Genomic DNA, 18,812 nt, shown 5'->3' on the forward strand with positions numbered 1-18,812 from the left:
TTATCATTACCAATTTTAAAGGGAACTAGAAATGAAGAAACTGCTTACTCTGTCTGCGATGGCATGTAGTGTGATGGCTCCGAGCGCGATGGCGGCAGAGGAGGTTAACGTTTACTCATACCGCCAACCATTTTTGATTGAGCCGATGTTTAAAGAGTTCACTCAACAAACGGGCATTAAAGTGAATGTGAAGTTTGCGAAAGAAGGGATTGCTGAGAAATTGGTACAAGAGGGTGAGTACAGCCCTGCTGATGTGATTTTAACCTCAGAATTTAGCCGTCTTTTTGAGTTATCTGAAAAAGGTTTAGTCCAAGCGGTGGATAACAAAACCATTGAAACTAACATTCCCGCCCAATATCGCGATAGCGCAGATGAGTGGTTTGCACTAACAATACGTACCCGTAGCGTCTACTCATCACGCGATCGCGTAGGCAAGCTGGGTGATGACTTCAATTACGCTGACCTCGCGAAGCCTGAATTTAAAGGCAAAATCTGTACTCGTAGTGGTAAGCACCCTTACAACGTGGCGCTGGTTGCATCCATGATTGCAGAGCAAGGCGAAGCGAGCACTAAAGTTTGGCTTGAAGGTGTCAAAGCAAATTTAGCACGTAAGCCTCAAGGTAACGATCGTGACCAAGTTAAAGCGATTAAAGAAGGTTTGTGTGATGTCTCATTGGGTAATAGCTATTATTTAGGGAAAATGTTAGCTGATGATAAGCAAAAATCATGGGCTGAAGCCGTCTACATCAACTTCCCCGGCCAGAATGCGCAAGGCACGCACGTTAACGTGAGTGGTATGGCGATGGCGAAGTACGCGCCTAACAAAGAAAACGCAGTTAAGCTGATGGAGTTTTTGACCAGCGATAAAGCACAGCACATGTACGCTGACGTCAACTTTGAATACCCAGTAAAAGCAGGTGTTGAGCGTTCTGCACTAGTCGCTTCATGGGGCGATTTTAAAGCAGATCCACTGCCGCTCGAAAAAATTGCCGACAATCATGCCGCGGCAATTAAGCTGCTTGATGAAGTGAAATTTGACCTTTAATCGGTTCTAGGGGTATAACAGTGCCCCTATTCTATTGAAGGGGCATGAGATGTATTTGCAAACGCATTTATGTGTCAGTAAGCCTTATTGTAATTAGGCAATGAAAGAAAAAAATACATTATGGAAAACCAGTAGTGCCAGTGTCACTGTGCTACTGGTTTTGCCGATCTTAGCCATCTTTATTACCGCTGCGGGACAAAGTGATGAGGTTTTTGCTCATCTCATGTCAACCGTGATGCCCACCTATACCTTTAATACCGTCGTATTGACGTTCTGTGTGATGGGGCTTTCTTTGCTATTTGGCATTCCCAGTGCTTGGTTAATGGCGATGTGTAAGCTGCCTACCGAACGCATTTTACAATGGGCTTTGGTGTTACCACTTGCGATGCCCGGCTACATTATCGGTTACATCTTTACCAGTTGGTTTGACTACGCAGGCCCAGTGCAAGTGTTACTTAGAGATATTACGGGTTGGGGCGCAGGTGATTACTGGTTTCCCGACATTCGCAGTTTGGGCGGGGCAAGCATTGTGCTTGCGCTGGTGCTGTACCCATATGTTTACCTACTGTGCCGTGCAGCATTCATGGAACAAAACGTCTCCTTATTGCAATCCGCTCGTCTATTAAAATGCTCTCCGTGGCAGAGTTTTCGTCTTATTTCACTGCCGCTTGCACGGCCCGCGATGGCGGTTGGCCTCTCCTTAGTGGCGATGGAAACGGTGGGAGATTTTGGTACGGTGAGTTACTTTGCCGTTAATACCCTAACGACTGCGGTGTATGACACTTGGCTCGGTTATTCTAATTTGAATGCGGCAGCGAAAATATCCGCCATCATGTTGGTGATTGTATTATTACTGCTGAGCGCAGAGCGCTATAGCCGTCGTAAACAGAAATTATTTCAAAGTCAATTTAACAGCCATGAAGATTTTCGCTATCAGTTGCAAGGGTGGAAAAAATGGGCCGCTTTGTGTTGGTGTTGGGGGCTAGTTGCGCTCGCGTTTCTGCTGCCTTTATTGCAGTTGGTCTCATTCGCTTATCACTATTTTGCGAAAAGTTGGACTTCGGAGTTCCAAGACTTTGCGATCAATAGCTTAACGGTTTCGTTGACGGCCGCGCTGGTGGCGGTGTTGATTGCTTTGGTCGTGAATTTTTGCCATCGGTTGAACGCCAACGGGGTGACTTTAGCCTTTATGCGCTTGTCTTCTATGGGGTATGCGGTTCCCGGAACCGTGTTAGCGATTGGTGTGATGGTTCCGGTGCTGTTTATGGATCATTGGGTCAATGATGTTGCTAAAGCGATGCAGTGGGGGCGACCGGGTCTTATCTTTTCTGGTTCGATGTTTGCTATTATTTTTGCTTTAGTGGTGCGTTTTTCGGCCGTGGCGATTGGTAGCATAGAAAGTAGTCTTAATAAAGTCTCACCTTCTTTGGATATGGCGGCTCGAACTATGGGTTATCGATCGAACGCTATGCTGTGGCGAGTTCATCTGCCATTGATCCGCCGTGGTACGCTTATCGCTGGGTTGTTGGTGTTTATTGAGTCAATGAAAGAGCTGAATGCCGCTTTATTATTGCGTCCGTTCAATTTCGAAACCTTGGCGACCTATGTTTATAACTACGCATCGGATGAACAATTAGAAGTGGCTGCTTTGCCTGCGATACTCTTGGTCGCGGTTGGTTTAATTCCGCTTATCGTTGTTAACCGTTCACTGGAGCAAAATCACTGATGAGTTGTGCGCTGTCTATTCATGATTTGACTTGCAAATATGAAAACCAAACGGTTTTACAATCACTGTCGCTGGAAGTAAAACAGGGAGAAATCGTCTGTTTATTAGGAGCAAGTGGTTGTGGTAAAACGACCTTATTGAAAGCCGTTGCGGGTTTGTTGCCACTCAGCTCTGGGGTGATGAGCCTTAATTGTGTGACGATTGATGATGGTCAACATTGGTTGCCACCGGAAGCGCGAAACATAGGGATGATTTTCCAAGATTATGCGCTGTTTCCTCACTTAACTGTTGCGGAAAATATCGCGTTTGGATTGCGTCAACTCTCTCAAACCGAGCGCAAAGCGAAAGTCGAAGAGATGTTGGCATTAGTGCACTTAGCGGGGCTGGGGGATCGTTATCCTCATCAACTATCGGGTGGGCAGCAGCAGCGAGTGGCGATTGCTCGCTCCTTGGCGTATAAACCGGATCTACTGCTGCTTGATGAGCCGTTTTCCAATATCGATACCCAAGTTCGTCATGAGTTGATTGGCGAAATTCGCAACATTTTTAAAAAGCAGGGTGTGACGGCTATTTTTGTGACCCATAGCCGCGAAGAAGCTTTTGCTTTTGCTGATAAAATGGCGGTAATGAACCACGGTGTGATTGAGCAATATGGCACCGCATCAGAGCTGTACTACCAACCGTCGAGTAAATTTGTGGCCGATTTCTTAGGTGGTGGAAGTTATTTAAGCGCCAAACGAATTTCAGAATGGCAATTTGAGACCGATTTAGGTGTAGTAGACGCCAAAGCTCAGCAACCTATTGAGCTTGAAGCCAAATGCGAATTACTACTGCGGCCACAACACATTCAAATTAGTGCGCAGCAAGAGAGCAAAGTCCGCGTGTTAGAGCAGCAATTCATGGGCGATCACTGCCGTTATGTGATTGATGCGTATGGCAGTAAGTTGCTGGCGAGTTCTTCACAGCCGTTGAGCGTTGGGCAAAATGTTGCAGTCAGCATTGATACGCAAGGTGTGTTGGCTTTTTAAAAAAAGCCCGGCGTGACGCCGGGCAAGTGTTCTTCATCGATATACCTACAACCTCTTCATACTGTGCGGGTATAGCGACTCAAATTTGAGTCGAAGTGGGTAAAAGCTATAACGATAGAAAATCTTTCACCTGTTGAAGAACACGTTCTGCAGTGTCTTTATCCGCCATTTCGGCAAAAATGCGTAGCAATGGTTCAGTGCCAGAGAAACGAGCAATAACCCAGCCGCCGTTTTTAAAGTAGACTTTGGCTCCGTCTTCGTAACTGACTTTCTCAATCTCATACTCAAATTGAGGCAACTGTTTCTCAACGTAGATTTTGTTATACAACGACTCTTTTTGTGCGGCTTTAAATTTACAGTCACCTTCTGCGGTGTAGGCGTAACCGTATTTCGCGTAAATTTCCCCCAGTAATTCGGAGAGTTTTTTACCTGTCACGCTGATCATTTCAACCAACAAACTCGATGCAAAAACCCCATCTTTACCTTTGATGTGTCCACGAATGGTTAAACCGCCGGAGCTCTCACCACCAATCAGTGAATCATCCGCTTCCATTTGTGAGCTGATGTGTTTAAAGCCAACGGGGACTTCAAAACTTTTCTCATCGTGGTCAGCGGCAATTTTATCCAGCAGGTGGGTGGTGGCGATATTACGCACCACGGATCCTTTCCAACCCTTATATTCAAGCAGGTAGTAGTAAAGCAGGATCAGTACTTCATTAGGATGGATGAAGTTGCCTTTCTCATCAATAATACCAAGTCGGTCTGCATCGCCATCGGTACCTATCCCAATATCGTAACCTTCTGCGGCCACTAAATGTTTGAGACGATAAAGAGTCGCTGCATTAGGGGAAGGCATTAAACCGCCAAAATCGGGGTTTTTGCCATCATTGATCACATCCACATCGCAGCGGCCATTGATCAGAACCGTCTGCAATGCATTTTTCGCGACGCCAAACATGGGGTCAATCAACACACGCAGGTTGGCTTTTTTGATCGCTTCAATATCGATAAAATTGATGATTGAATCCACAAACTCATTCATTGGATTTATGATGACAATCGATTTATCTTGCAGCGCTTGTTCAAATTCGACGTGTTTTACATCGGCAAGCGTCAGTGACGCGATTTGCTGTTCAATCTTTTGTGTGATCACCTCATCAGCGTCTCGTCCACCTTCAATGAACACTTTAATGCCGTTGTAGTCCGCAGGGTTGTGGGATGCCGTAATACACGCCGAATAGGCGCAATTCATCTCTTTGGCCTTGAACATCACAATAGGGGTGGGAACAAACTTATCGATAAAGCTTACCACCACGCCATTCGCTGCTAAGACTTGCGCAAACCAACGTGCGGCTTTGTCAGAAAGAAAGCGGCGGTCGTAGCCGATAACGAACCCGTTGTTAGCCACATTTTCGTGGTTAATGATGTTGGCAAGTGATTGAGCCACTAGACAGACGTTGTCTTTGGTAAACTCTTCACCAATAAAGGCGCGCCAGCCACCTGTACCAAATTTGATCATAATAAAATCCTTGTGGGACTAATGTTGAGCCTCAGCTCCTTCGCGCTGAGGCTCAAATCGCGTTAACCGAGAATAACCACTACATCGTTGACACTGCCTTGTGCCATGACAGGAATCACGCCTTCTACTGCTTCGCCATTCACTGTGATTGTTTTCACCCCTTTACTGACGGAGTTCGGGTTTTGCACTGTGATGTTGTAAGTCGCGCCGCGCCATTGGCGAGTGACTTCAAAACCAGGCCAATTGGTAGGAATGCATGGGTCGACGACGAGGCCATCAAAACCGACACGAACACCCAAAATGAAGTTGGTGACGGCAAAGTAGGCCCAACCAGACGTACCTGTTAACCATGGATGGTTCGCACGGCCGTGATCTTGGTGATCTCGTCCCATAATGAACTGCACGTATGAGTAAGGTTCGGCAACGCGCTTTTCAATGATGTCGTTTTGGTTATAAGGGTTTAATGCGTCGTAGAACTTCATGGCTCGATCACCACGGCCAAGCTTCGTTTCTGCAACCCATGCCCAAGGGTTTGGATGTGAGAAAATAGCGCCATTTTCTTTAACACCTTGATAAACACGAGTAACGAAACCGATGTCATCATTAGGGGTTGAGAAGGAAGGTGCGTTCAGATGTAGACCGTATTCGGAGAATAGATTCTCATCAACGGCATCCATCGCTTTTTCACCACGCTCTTGCGACACTGCGCCCGATAAGACGGCGAGTGTGTTTGATTCAAGGTGAACTCGACCTTCAGTTTGCTGAGCAGTTCCTATCTTGTCGCCATTTTTCGTTAGGCCACGGATATACCAGCCACCTTCTTCATCCCAAAGGTGAGTTTCACAAGCTTCACGTACGTTCGCCGCCATTTCGGTGTATTTCGCAACGTCCTCTGCATTGTCACGGTATTTTGCAAGGTCAATAAACTCTTGCAGTGCCCAAAAGTGGAGGAAAGAAACCATAGATGATTCGCCACCACCTAAGTTCAAGCAATCGTTCCAGTCAGCGCGTAAGCCTTTGCAGATACCTGTTTGCCCCACGTATTCTGCCGAGAAGTTAAGCGCCGCCTTCATGTGTTCGTAAACCGTTGCATTGCCACCATCGGCGTAAGGGATCACTTCATCAAAGAAGGATGTTTCACCTGTTTCCATCACGTATTTACAGATGGTTGGAACGAGCCAGAGATGATCGTCAGAACACGTATCTTCAATGCCGTGGATCTTATCTTCATCACTTGGTGTTGGTACAACGGTTGGCGATTTTGATGGTTTGACATCCGCTTTTTCTGGATCAAACCAGTCAGGATCAAATAGGTGTAGGCCATAGCCCGCTTTGACTTGACCACGAAGCAGATCAACCAAGCGTTTACGGGTCATCTTCGGGTTTGCGTGCGGTACTGAAATGGCATCTTGCGCCGTATCACGGTAACCAAGGCCAGTACGACCGCCCACTTCAATGAAAGAGGCAAAGCGAGACCACACCACACACGTTTCCGCTTGATAAAGCGTCCAAGTGTTGATCATGGTATCAAGGCCTTCATTCGGTGATTTTACTTGGAATTTCGCACAACGTTCATCCCAATGCGCTTTGATCCCAGCAAAAGCGGCATCGACATTAGCCAAGTCTTGGTACTTAGCACGCAAACGCGCGCCATTGCCTTTACCAATTCCCAAAATATAAGCAAAGCGAACTTCTTCACCCGGTTGGATCACAAATTGTTTGTGCAGCGAACCGCAATGGTTGTAGCAGGTTTGCGCGCTGTTCGAGCAGTGACCACGTTCTACTGCAATGGGATTGGCTTCGTCACGATACAAGCCAAGGAAGGTATCGCGTTGTCCATCATAAGAGTCTGGATCAAACGTCGAGGCTAAGTAGTAAAAGCCTTCGAAATCATTGGTGTTGTAGTAAAGATCGTACTCAATCACACCCGCGTGATAAGCGGTACCTGCAGAGTAAAGCGACATCTGATGGTTTTGGTTATCGGATTGAATGTGACTAAAAGAGAATTCAACAAACGAAAAAGCGCTGATAGTGCGAGTCTCTGTGGAATCGTTTTTAATGACGACATCCCAAATTTCAGCATCTTCGCCTTTCGGTACAAAGAGAGTTTTAGTGGCAGTAATGCCGCTGTATTCACATTTGAATTTGGAGTAAGAGAGGCCGTGGCGGACTTCATACTTCGCTTCTTCTAAGCTTTTTGCTACGGGTTGCCAAGAAATAGACCAATAGTCGCCAGTTGCATCGTCACGTAAGTAAACATAGTGCCCCGGGCGATCAAAAGAAGCGTTCGGGCGAAATTTGGTAACACGGTTATATTCTGGTGAATTGTAAAAAGAGTAACCGCCCGCGTTATGAGAGATCACGGTGCAGAATTTTTCTGTCCCTAAGTAGTTGGTCCAAGGCGCTGGAACGTCAGGGCGTGTGATGACATATTCACGATTGTCGTTATCGAAATAGCCGTATTTCATTGTCATTTCCTTTTAAACAAACTGCGTCTTTTGCAGCCAAAAATTATGCTAGTGAAAACCAAGGAGAGGTAATGCCGACTCCAAGTGTTGTGTTTATTTCCATGGTGCTCGGTAACGGATGCCTTGCTTGTCCAACATAGGCAGATGTCCTTTGAGCCGTGACAGATAATCTTGCCAATCACGATGCACTTTATGGGTCCATCCTGCTTCGGCGAGTGCAGTTAAGCGTGGGTAAATCATGTATTCCATACGCTGTGGGTTATTGATTAATTCACACCATAAAGCGCACTGAATACCGAGAATTCGCTTACGGAGTGGATCGTTTTCGGGCACTTCGGCTAAGGGTTCATAGCGATAGGCTTTTTCTAATGGGGTGACACCAGCCCAGTCAACGCCCGGTTCTTCTGGTGCATAATCTTGAGCAATATCCAGATACGTGTACTGACCGGGTTGTAAAATCACATCAAACCCCTGTTTCGCGCAGTTCAATGCCGCCGCTTCAGAAAGCCAAGAGTAGATAACAGTATCTTTACTGACCTTATTGCCATGATGCGCTTCTTCCCAGCCGACCATGCGTTTGCCAAGCGTACGCAGTTTTTGTTCGGCATAACGTAGTAAGTGTCCTTGTAATTCTTTGGCCTCGGTATAGCCATTATCAGCCATCAGTTGTTGACATTTAGGGCTGTTAATCCAGACCCCATCGGGCACTTCGTCGGCACCAATATGGATAAAGGGGGATGGAAATAGCTCAGAGACTTCTTGCAAGACGATATCTAAGAACTCATACGTTCCTTCAAGGGCGGGGGAGAGGACGTTATCGTTGTAATATTGAATGCTGCGATAGTGTGATTGATCCTCTTCATCGGCCAGCAGATGAGGCAGAGATTTGATCGCGGCGCGGCAATGTCCGGGAACATCAATTTCAGGGATCACTGTGATACCACGCTCTTGAGCGTATGCGATAACCTCTTTGATCTCTTGTTGTGTATAGAAACCACCGTGGCGCTGCGTTAACAAGCTGTATTGAGGTTCGAGCACTTCATCAACCCCTCGCCATGCACCGATGTCGGTGAGTTGTGGCAGTGCTTTAATTTCGATACGCCATCCTTCGTCATCGGTCAAATGCCAATGGAACGTATTGAATTTGTAATGCGCTAATTGGTTAATAAGCCGCTTAACTGTCTCGATTCCATGAAAATGGCGCGCACAGTCGAGCATCATGCCTCGGTACTTAAAGCGTGGCGCATCACTGATTTTGACGCAGGGGACTAACCACGATTGATCTTGAACTTGAATCAACTGCAACAGGGTCGCGCTAGCATACATAAAGCCTTGATGACCACTCGCCTCTAAGCGAATGCCGGTACGATCGACGTTGAGTTGATACGCGCCCTCGTCAAAGGTCGGGTTAGTGCGGTAGATAATATCAGCGCTGCCAATGGGTTTGGGCTGAAAATCAAATATACGGTTGAGTTCCTGTTGTAACCAAGTCGCAGCTTGCTCAGCGCATGTGGATTGCAAGGTAATCTGGCTCGAAGTCGTTAAGGTGCAATGCCCTGTGCCGGATTCAATCTTGTTTGGTAATGGAATGAGGCTGAGGCTCGCGGCTTCTGTTGTGGGTATTTCACTGCGCTCACGATAAGGCGAGGCGAGAGCAATCGGAGTTACGATCACATCATGACGTTCGATCGGTTGCTCACCATTGCATTGAACAAAAGCGTGCTTTACGCCATCAGTGTAAAAATGGAAAGGGGCGGTTTTGATGCTAAATTCACAGTAAAAATGTGAGTTTGCAGCAAGCACGGTCATATCTGGCGTTAATGAGCAGAAACTGCCTATTTGCACTACGTTGCCATGGGTGATGCTGTCTGGCTGAATGAAGCGATCAATCACAAAATGTAACGACCAGTCTTGTAGGTCTTGATCGCTTAAGTTATGGAACGTTAAACCAAAACGGCAAAATTGCTTCTGTTCTGAGAGTACCGCAAAGTCAATTCGATAGCTCATAGTGATTCCTTAATACAAATTATGCTCGGCTTTGCCGGCAAACATAATCGCGCCTTCGATAGCGTCGAATTGAGGTTGAACAATCCACTGTTGTACTGGTGGAGAAAGCCAATACAAGATACGCTCTGCAATGCTACCCATGAGGCAGATCCGCTTGGCTCCTTTGTTATGAAGAGCGACAAGAAACATTTCGATGTCTGCCGCAGTTTGTTTGAGAAGCTCGATCGCCAGCGCATCACCTTGTTGCGCTAGAGAAAAAATAACGGGAGAGAACTGGCCATAGTCGCGTGGGAGTGCGGTTTTTGACCATTCGACAATCTGATCAACATCGTGGTTAAAATGTTGCATCACATGAGCGCTTAATAATGAAGGCTCGCCGATACCATCTGCAATGAGCAACACGCGCTGGATTAGGCGTAACCCCATGATGGCACCGCTGCCTTGATCGGATATGGGAAACTCACGTCCACCGACCACATGCTGCTGCCCTGCGTGTAAAAATAGGCCACAAGAGCCCGTTCCCGCGATCATAATTGCGCCATCGTCGCCATTATGAGCACCAATACAGGCACCGTAAGCATCTGTGTTGAGCGTTAGTGAAGCAAAAGGATGTGTCTGAGACATAAACGCATGCCATGCGGATTTTTGTTCTGCACCAGCCAGAGCAAGACCCACGTGCATCTGAGCAAAATTCTCTTTCGTCAGCCCGCTTTGGTGCGCCGCTTGAGTAATTGCATCAATGATTGCCTGCATGGCAAGTTCCACACCCAATAAAATATTGGCGCTACCGCTTTTCGCTTCACCTAACAGCGCGCCTTGCTCGTTGCGGATGCGTGCGCGACATGATGTGCCACCTCCATCAATACCGACATAATAAAAAGTCATGATTGCCTCTCTAAGTCTGGTGTTGATAAGTGGCAAAACTGGGTTGTGATGGCCAGCAGATACCAAGCACCATGAGGAATCCATTGCTCAGCCCAACGCCAGTTTTGCATCATGTCATCCTTCTGTTTCGCTGGGTTGAAAGCGATATCTTCTTCATCTTCAAAACCGCCTGTAATGCCATTACACACTCCCCCTTTGGCATTAAAAAAGCCTAGGTGGGGGAGGTAGTCTGGATTGTTGCGACCGTGCCCATCGAGCATGCACATATCGTATGGATTTAATCCGACAATCCAGTTCAATGCGTTTTGTGCAAAGGTGGTTAAAGGGGCATGCAGATCCGCGTTGACGAACGCTTGGGCGCGATAAGCCATACACGCGAGCGATCCTAAACGCGCATTTTCGCCTTGCCACCAGTAGCCGGATTCATTGTCGTGAGCGACAAAAAATGCGCAGCGTTTGTCGCCATTCACAGGTTTTACATATTGGCGTGGGTAGCCAAATGGGTTACTGACTTGATGAGTGATGGTGAGCTCAAAGCGGCAAGCATTCTCAATCACTTGAACGACTGATTGTTTGCGGTGTTCTTCTGTTTCAATCTCGAGATATTCGCACAGTGCAATCACTGGTAGCCCAGCTTCGGCGGCGTGATAATAAGGACGAGTGGCATCACTATTGGCTGCCCAATAATGAGCGATGTTAGTGTCGCTGTGTTGATAAGCGCATAACCTTTGTGCCCAAAGACGACACTCAAGTAGATAATTTGCTTGATGAGTTGAGCGGTAGAGCTCAACCGATGCAAGCAGAGCGCAATAGGCATCAATGATGTTTTCTTGACCATCGTCGAGATAGCGCGTGTTATTTTCTTTTAAATGCCAGTAACCATGCTCCGCCGCTGTTAAATAGTGTTCTGAGGTGAAATCACCGTGAACATCTAAACGTGCTGCCACCGCAAGAGCGGCAATCGCAACACCTCCCCCTTGACGAAATCCGGCTTGATAATCGTCAGACTTGTGGCCAGATTGAGTGGCATAGGCGCAGATCTCTCGCTGCTTAATGTCCTTGCTCCATTTGTCAAAGACCGTTGTATAAAAGAACCCCTCGGAGTTTTGCATGCGGATCAGAAAATCAGCACCAAATAACGCCTCTTCCTTAAGGCGAGTGCGAGAAAATGCAGCAAAACTCGAGTGGTGTTCTAGTTGTGCCAATCCCTTTAGCATATTCCAAACCACCATTGGGGTTTGTTGAGGGTTTAAATAGTTGGCGTAAGAAAGGTGACTCAGATACTTACTGACGTCACCGGAAGCGTCGTACCAGCCACCGTGTACATCGGCAGTGGTTGATGTACCAAGCAGTGGTACGAGCTTATCTTGCTGGTCGAAAATGCCACCACAACGTTGTGATTTGAAGTAGTGCAATACATCAGAAAACGTTTTTTTCATCAGTATCCCTTCACCAATTTCAAAAATAGGGGAGTGGGTATTTTCAAAACGCAGGTAATACTGTCCTGAAGTGGTGTATTGAGAAAAGTCGATCGTATAAAAGCTACCTAAATGCCAATGTGCGACTTTAGCTTGTGGTTCAACAACGAAAGTCGACACCGTTTGATGGCTGTTTGCACAAACAAGCAGGGCGATATCGGAAGAAACACGGAGCGTGTTACTCATTAGTATCGCCTGTTTTGGCCCTTGTGGCTCATAACCAATATGGTTAATCAGTAGCAGCATTAAACATCTCCAAGCCAGATCTTTGATTTCTCGTCAGCACTCAACCCGTCGGGGGCGAGTGCTGACTTTGTTTTATATTTTTACCTAAGGCATTGAAACCGATGAGGTTATGTCAGCGGCTTCAATACATTAAGGTGTGCGTTAGTGATTATTCAAATAAGTAACAACGAACAAAGTGGTTATCAGACAACTGAGTCACCGCTGGAAGTTGTTCACGACATTTGTCACTCGCCTGCATGCATCGACCAGCAAAAGGACAGCCTGTTGATACCGGGGTCCAAAGTGGAATTTCGCCTTTGTTCCCTTTGAGCTTCTCGTGTATCGATTTACTAGGATCGGGTACTGCGGAAACCAATAGTTGAGTATATGGGTGCTGAGGATCGTGAATGATCTCTTCGGTATCGCCCCATTCCACCATATGTCCGACGTACATGACGGCTAAGTCTTCGGCGATGTAGCGTGCGGTGGCGATGTCATGCGTGATATAAAGCAGCGACATCTGCTTTTCAAACTTCATCTCTTCCATCAGGTTGAGAACACCCGCACGAATCGACACATCCAACATGGAGGTTGGTTCATCAGCCAGTACCACTTCGGCACCAACCGCGATATTACGCGCTAAGTTGACACGTTGGCGCTGTCCACCAGACAACTGGTGCGGATATTTCTCGGCTGTTTCTTTTGGTGGAATAAGGCCGACTTGTTCCAGTAAATCGTGAACGCGTTCTTCTAACTCTCTCTTATTACCTGACGTCACTTTTTTATGGATAAGCAGTGGACGAGCAATATGATGAAAAATGGTATGAGTTGGGTTGAGTGAGCCAAACGGATCTTGCCATACCATCTGGACGCCTTCGCGATAGTGCATCAGGTCACTGCGTGAAGTGATGTCTAAAATATCGCGTCCTTTGTATTCAATTACACCGGATGTTGGGGCGTACATTTTGGCAATCATTTTAGCGGTCGTTGATTTGCCAGAGCCTGATTCACCCACGACAGCCAAGCCGCGGCTTTTGAACATTTTGAACGATACGTCGTTGATCGCTCGCATCATAGGTTGTTTTAGGGTGTTACTGTTGATTGGAAAATCTTTAACTAGATTTTTCCCCTCAACCAGTAATTCACCGAAATTTTTGCTCATAATTGTCTCCAGAAATTTTGGTAATACAGCTTGTGCTCTACAGTTTCACTTGAGCAATTGGGTCACCGTAAAGGTGGCAACTGGAGAAGCGTCCAAGCTCTATTTGGCGCAAACTCGTTGGAATTTTGGTGCAAGCTTCATGTACGCGATCGCAACGAGCTTGGAAACGACAACCTTGAGGTATATCCAATAAGTTCAACGGGTTACCTGGTATTCCAGTTAACTTCGTTTTAGGGCCTGTCAGTGGAGGGAAAGAACTACCCAGCCCTTTGGTGTAAGGGTGGAAAGGGCTTTCCAGAATCTGTTTAGAAGGAGCCACTTCAATTAATTCACCGGAATACATGATGCCAATCCGATCGGAGAACTCGACCATCAACGACAAATCATGGGTGATGAACAAGATAGAGAAGCCAAACTCTTCTTTCAGCGCATAGATTTTTTGCAATATTTCACGCTGGACAACCACATCAAGTGCCGTAGTAGGCTCATCCATAATGATCATTTTAGGATTGAGCGCGAGAGCAATTGCAATCACCAAGCGTTGACGCATACCCCCAGAGAATTGGTGTGGGTAATCGTTTAAGCGACTTGGGTGAATATCGACAATTTCTAACAAACCTTCAGCGCGGCGTTTAGCTTGTTCACGAGTCATGTTGGTATGGCGCATGATCACGTCACAAAATTGCTCTTCCATCGTCAATACTGGGTTCAAAGCGTTCATCGCACTTTGAAACACCATCGACATTTGGCTCCAGCGAAAGGATTGCATGCGTTCATCGCTGTATTTAATGATATTTTCACCATTAAAAATTACTTCTCCGCCAGTAATAAACGCGGGCGGCTTATGCAGACGCATCAGTGAAAATGCGATAGTTGATTTACCACAGCCAGATTCACCAGCAAGGCCAAATACTTCGCCAGGTGCAATGTCAAAACTGACGTTGCTGCATGCTCGAACATCACCTGCGTCGGTGATGTAGTCAACGCATAGGTTACGGATTGAAATAAGTGGGTTTGTCATGATTATTTATCTCCGCTCCAAAGTGCATTTTGTGGTGGCAGGTCAGGCTGACGCTCTTTCTTGTCTTGCTCTGCGAGTTTTTTCCAACGCTTCATTCCTTTGTGTGAACGCAGTTGTGGGTTGGCAATTTCATCGACCGCAAAGTTCAGTAAAGCCAAACCAGTAACGAGTAGAGTCAAAGCAATACAAGGAGCAAGCAGTTCCCACCAAGCGCCAATCAGCATAGAAGAGGACGTTTGAACGTTGTACAACATGATGCCCCAACTGATGGTGTTTGGATCGCCAAGACCAAGGAAGGAGATAGTGGCTTCCATCATGATGGCGTACATCACTGAACCGATGAAGCTAGCGCCAACGATGGAGATGAGGTTAGGTAGAATCTCAACGAAAATGATGCGCCATGATGATTCACCCAAGACTTCCGCCGCTCTGACAAATTCTTTTTCACGCAGTGCGAGGGTTTGTGAGCGTACGACCCTAGCGCCCCAAGCCCAGGAGGTGCAGCCAATGATGAGTGCAATGGTTAATGGGCCGGCCTCTCCAATAAATGCCGCGACCACGAATAAAAGAGGATATTGCGGTATCACCAGCATGATATTCATAGCGGCGGTTAGAATGTCATCGACCTTACCGCCAAAGTAACCGGCAGAAACACCAATCACAGTCGCAAGAAAACAGACGGTCATTCCTGCGCCAAAACCCACGGCGAGTGAGACTCGTGCGCCATACACCACTTGTGACCAAACATCGCGTCCCATACGAGAGGTGCCTAGCACATGGTCTTCACCTTTTGAGAGTAGTAAGGTACGGCGGTCAGTTGCCAAGTTTTCAGCAATCCAGCCATTCGGATCTGCTTTAGCGGCTTTGACGACGAACGATGGGTACTCGTGTGGATTTCCGGTACGTTTATCTGGCGCATGTTTGGTGATCAGTGGCGCAGCAAGGGCGATGAATAAAAATAGGCCCAAAATAATGACACCGACCATGGCAACGGTATTGCCGCGAATGAGTTTAATGAGATCTTTCATGATTATTTACCTCCCTTGCGTAGGCGAGGGTCTAGTACGACATAAAGCATGTCCGCCAACAGGTTAAAGAACAGCATAAAGAGCGTCATAATCAGTAGCTGCCCTTGCAGAACTTGGTAATCACGAGCGTTGATCGCATTAAATAAAACACTGCCAAGGCCAGGATAGTTAAAGATAATTTCAATGATGAGCTGGCCACCGATAGCCATACCCAAAGACATTGATAGAGCGGTGACACTTGGCAATAAAGCATTACGAGCGGCGTACTGGAAAACCACGCGGTTTTCGCTGAGCCCTTTCCCTTTCGCCATCGTGATGTAGTCTTCAGCGAGCAGGTTAATCATGTTGTTACGCATGTTGACGAGAAACCCACCGATTTGTACTAGAGATGCACAGACAAGAGGCAAGAAAGCGTGGTAAGCCACATCTTTAATAAATGTCCAACTTGTCCAATCTGGCATCGTACCAGCAGTGTAGGCATAACCCGTAGGGAACCATTGCAAGCCGATAGCAAAAGTAAACATAGCGATCATCGCAATAACCACTTGCGGAACGGCTTGTATAACCAACATCCCTGGGGTAATAAACGTATCGTAACGACTGCCTCGTTTCCATGCGGCAAAAATGCCCAGTAGAGAACCGATTGAGAACGAGATCACAACCGCAGTACCCGCTAGAAATAACGACCAACCAAATGCACTACCCAGTAATTCATTGACACTTAACGGATAGAACTTAATCGACGTGCCTAATTCCCAACTTAGAATGCTTTTTAAATAGGTCAAATACTGTACGGGTAACGGACCATCAACGAAACCGAGAAGCTGTTTCATCGCTTCGATTCGTTCTGGCGTTACTTGCGTTGTTGCGTTTGCGAACATCATGGTCACTGGGTCTCCAGGCATGGCTCGCGGAATAATGAAGTTCAATGTTGCTGCAACCAGCAACGCGATAAAATAAAATGACAAACGTCTTAAAAAATAACCCATAACTCACACCTTACTCACCCAGTTTTATCCTGTACCTGGTTTCAGGTCGCTCCTAGCGAAATTTAGAGCGAAAAATCCCCTAACGACGAGCGTTATACATTTGCTAGGTATTTAGGGGATTTTATTTAGCGGCGCACGAAGTACGCCGCAAGGAATGAACTTCTACTTACTTAACTGGTTTTAGGTCCAGTACGTGTAATAGACGCTCAGGGATACCAGCCCAAATGTTTGGACGACCCTTAGGATTTTCTTCGTTCCACCAGCCGCTAAAGCGTGCTGTGTTGTATTGGTACATGTAAGCACCTGACATTACAGGGATGGTCACTTGGTTTTCAGCAATGATTTTCTGAATTCCGTGAGCGATTTCTAGCTGCTCATTTTTATCCGCTGTTTTGTAGAAGCTGTCTAGCAAAGTATCTAGCTTATCGTTTTTGTAGAAGTGCATAGCAAAACGAGGCATACCTTCACCTTTCTGTAGTGCAGAGTTGTATGCACTGTTCCAGTATAGATGTGGGTCCGCACCGTGGAAGTAGTTGGTGTAAGCGACGTCATAAGTACCTTCAAGCATTGCTTGGTTATAAACCGCAAACTCTGGAGTACGAGCACGTGCTTTGATGCCTACTTCGGCAAGCTGTTCAACGGCAAGTTGTACTGTGTTGTTGAAGTCAGTCCAGCCATTTGGTGATTGAACAAGTAGCTCAAAAGATTTACCTGATGGAGTATCAACAAAACCGTCTTTGTTCACGTCTTTGAAGCCCGCTTTAGCAAGCAGTTTTTTCGCGCCTTCAACGTTGTACGTGTTGTAGCCTTTGTACTTATTGTGGATGTTTTCATCAGACCAAGCTTGGAATGCATAACCTAAGCCTGAAGCGAAGTCATTAACGGTACCGCCGCCATAGAAAGCGATATCGATAATAGTTTGACGGTCAAGAGCCATAGAGAATGCGCGACGGAAATCAACGTTGCTTAGCGCTTCATTTTTTACTGCATCTGGGTTTTTGAAGTTAACCATAAATGCTTGTGTGCCTGATGGCGGATACCAGTAGTGGTGGCTAGGGCTTGCAGCGGCATAAGTACGGTCAATATCCGGAACAAATGAAGAGGTCCAATCGAGTTCAGAGTTAACAATTTTACCTAGCAATTGGTCATTGTTTGCAATTTGAGGTACACGCAAACAGTCAACCTCAAGGTTTGCAGCATCCCAGTAATTCGGGTTACGACATTGGATGTATAGCTGTGGAGTGAAGGTGTCGATTTCAGTAAACGGACCAGTACCTACAGGGTTTTCGTTGGTGAAAGTCGCTGGATCTTTCACATCTTTCCATACATGTTCAGCAACGATAGGAACTAACGAGATTTCATAAGGTACGTTTGAGTTAGCTTCACTTAAACGGAAACGGATTTGGTAGTCGTTCAGTTTTTCTACGCTCGTTACCCACTTGTTGATACCGCGTTGGTCGAGTTCAGGTTTATTTTTCAATAAGCCATAAGAGAACACGACATCATCCGCTGTAAATGCTTGACCATCTGACCATTTAACACCTTTACGGATATCAAAAGTAACACTCATTAGGTCATCAGACATTTTAAAGCCTTCAGCCAAACGCATAACGGGTGTATTACCATGCATTTCGTTGAAGATGACCAGTGGTTCATAGATGAAATCAGTGGTCGTACGTAGGTTTGTTGCTAGATACGGGTTAAAGTTACGTACCATTGTAGGGTAGAAATCAGGTACGATCGTTAGCTCACTGCGTGCGGCTGCTGGAGCTGAAAGGCTCGCTGCGGCGGCGATTACTGCAGCGGCTAGCGCTGTTTTTTTAATATTGGCAAGCATAGCTGTTCCTTACTATTTGCTTTCATTTCACTAATGGATATGAATGTCATCAATTGATAAACACTCTCCAAGGCCTACCTCATTGCGTGTTAACAAACCGGAGGAGTTGGTCAACATGAGTGGCCTGTAGACCTTTGGCAGGAGTAAGAAGACACCTTGGAGAGAAAATTATCAATTTGAATTCCCGTTAAAAACGTCAATTTGTAGAAAGTGACCGTTATAAACGTCAATTTACCATCTTTGGTTTGATTTTTACTCTCATTTAGGTCAGTGATCTGCCTCTCATACTCAATTCGATTAACTTATGGTTGTAAGCGCTCGCTATCTTTTTGTGCCTTTATTTTTAATGTTTTTTTGTTTTTTTTGTATCATGAGATCTTGCTCACTTATAGTT

13 protein-coding genes are annotated in these 18,812 nt (G+C 46.3%); 3 read left to right on the forward strand and 10 right to left on the reverse strand.

The window, feature by feature from the left end:
- Positions 1-31 precede the first annotated feature (31 nt).
- The 3 genes from B9J84_RS13780 to B9J84_RS13790 all read left to right on the forward strand — a co-directional run bounded on the left by B9J84_RS13780 (position 32) and on the right by B9J84_RS13790 (position 3,799).
- Positions 32-1,045, forward strand: a complete 1,014-nt coding sequence (locus tag B9J84_RS13780; protein ID WP_088720897.1) for a Fe(3+) ABC transporter substrate-binding protein — start codon at positions 32-34, stop codon at positions 1,043-1,045.
- A 100-nt stretch (positions 1,046-1,145) separates the two neighbouring features.
- Positions 1,146-2,771, forward strand: coding sequence for an iron ABC transporter permease (locus tag B9J84_RS13785; protein WP_094124376.1), 1,626 nt, complete (start codon positions 1,146-1,148; stop codon positions 2,769-2,771).
- The gene (locus B9J84_RS13790; RefSeq protein ID WP_094124377.1) at positions 2,771-3,799 is read left to right on the forward strand and encodes an ABC transporter ATP-binding protein; all 1,029 of its coding nucleotides are present in this window, start codon (positions 2,771-2,773) and stop codon (positions 3,797-3,799) included. The genes B9J84_RS13785 and B9J84_RS13790 overlap by 1 nt, the downstream gene beginning before the upstream one ends.
- Before the next feature lie 106 nt (positions 3,800-3,905).
- On the opposite strand, the gene B9J84_RS13795 is transcribed toward B9J84_RS13790, so the two are convergent.
- From B9J84_RS13795 to B9J84_RS13840, 10 genes are all read right to left on the reverse strand, one after another.
- Positions 3,906-5,318 carry a phosphoglucomutase/phosphomannomutase family protein gene (locus tag B9J84_RS13795; RefSeq protein WP_013857648.1) on the reverse strand — a complete coding sequence of 471 codons (1,413 nt, stop codon included), beginning with the start codon at positions 5,316-5,318 and terminating at the stop codon, positions 3,906-3,908.
- Between the two features lie 62 nt (positions 5,319-5,380).
- Positions 5,381-7,786 carry a GH36-type glycosyl hydrolase domain-containing protein gene (locus tag B9J84_RS13800; RefSeq protein ID WP_029189900.1) on the reverse strand — a complete coding sequence of 802 codons (2,406 nt, stop codon included), beginning with the start codon at positions 7,784-7,786 and terminating at the stop codon, positions 5,381-5,383.
- A gap of 93 nt (positions 7,787-7,879) precedes the next feature.
- Entirely contained in the window at positions 7,880-9,793 is a 1,914-nt protein-coding gene (locus tag B9J84_RS13805) for a beta-N-acetylhexosaminidase (RefSeq protein WP_094124378.1), read from the reverse strand.
- A gap of 9 nt (positions 9,794-9,802) precedes the next feature.
- A complete protein-coding gene (locus B9J84_RS13810) occupies positions 9,803-10,678 on the reverse strand; it encodes an N-acetylglucosamine kinase (RefSeq protein ID WP_064624438.1) in 876 nt (291 codons plus the stop codon).
- Entirely contained in the window at positions 10,675-12,402 is a 1,728-nt protein-coding gene (locus tag B9J84_RS13815) for a glycoside hydrolase family 9 protein (protein WP_094124379.1), read from the reverse strand. The genes B9J84_RS13810 and B9J84_RS13815 overlap by 4 nt, the downstream gene beginning before the upstream one ends.
- A gap of 148 nt (positions 12,403-12,550) precedes the next feature.
- Complete coding sequence (locus B9J84_RS13820; protein WP_094124380.1) at positions 12,551-13,543, reverse strand: ABC transporter ATP-binding protein; 993 nt, start codon at positions 13,541-13,543, stop codon at positions 12,551-12,553.
- A gap of 37 nt (positions 13,544-13,580) precedes the next feature.
- Positions 13,581-14,564 (reverse strand): ABC transporter ATP-binding protein, encoded by a 984-nt coding sequence (locus B9J84_RS13825; RefSeq protein WP_013857642.1) that lies wholly within the window; start codon positions 14,562-14,564, stop codon positions 13,581-13,583.
- Positions 14,565-14,566: 2 nt separating this feature from the next.
- Positions 14,567-15,592 (reverse strand): ABC transporter permease, encoded by a 1,026-nt coding sequence (locus B9J84_RS13830; RefSeq protein WP_013857641.1) that lies wholly within the window; start codon positions 15,590-15,592, stop codon positions 14,567-14,569.
- Positions 15,593-15,594: 2 nt separating this feature from the next.
- Positions 15,595-16,581 carry an ABC transporter permease gene (locus B9J84_RS13835; protein ID WP_017043028.1) on the reverse strand — a complete coding sequence of 329 codons (987 nt, stop codon included), beginning with the start codon at positions 16,579-16,581 and terminating at the stop codon, positions 15,595-15,597.
- 166 nt (positions 16,582-16,747) lie between these two features.
- A complete protein-coding gene (locus B9J84_RS13840; RefSeq protein ID WP_013857639.1) occupies positions 16,748-18,418 on the reverse strand; it encodes an ABC transporter substrate-binding protein in 1,671 nt (556 codons plus the stop codon).
- Positions 18,419-18,812: the final 394 nt, after the last annotated feature.

The sequence above is a fragment of the Vibrio sp. V03_P4A6T147 genome (genome assembly GCF_002241085.1).
GTDB classification, from domain to species: domain Bacteria; phylum Pseudomonadota; class Gammaproteobacteria; order Enterobacterales; family Vibrionaceae; genus Vibrio; species Vibrio anguillarum.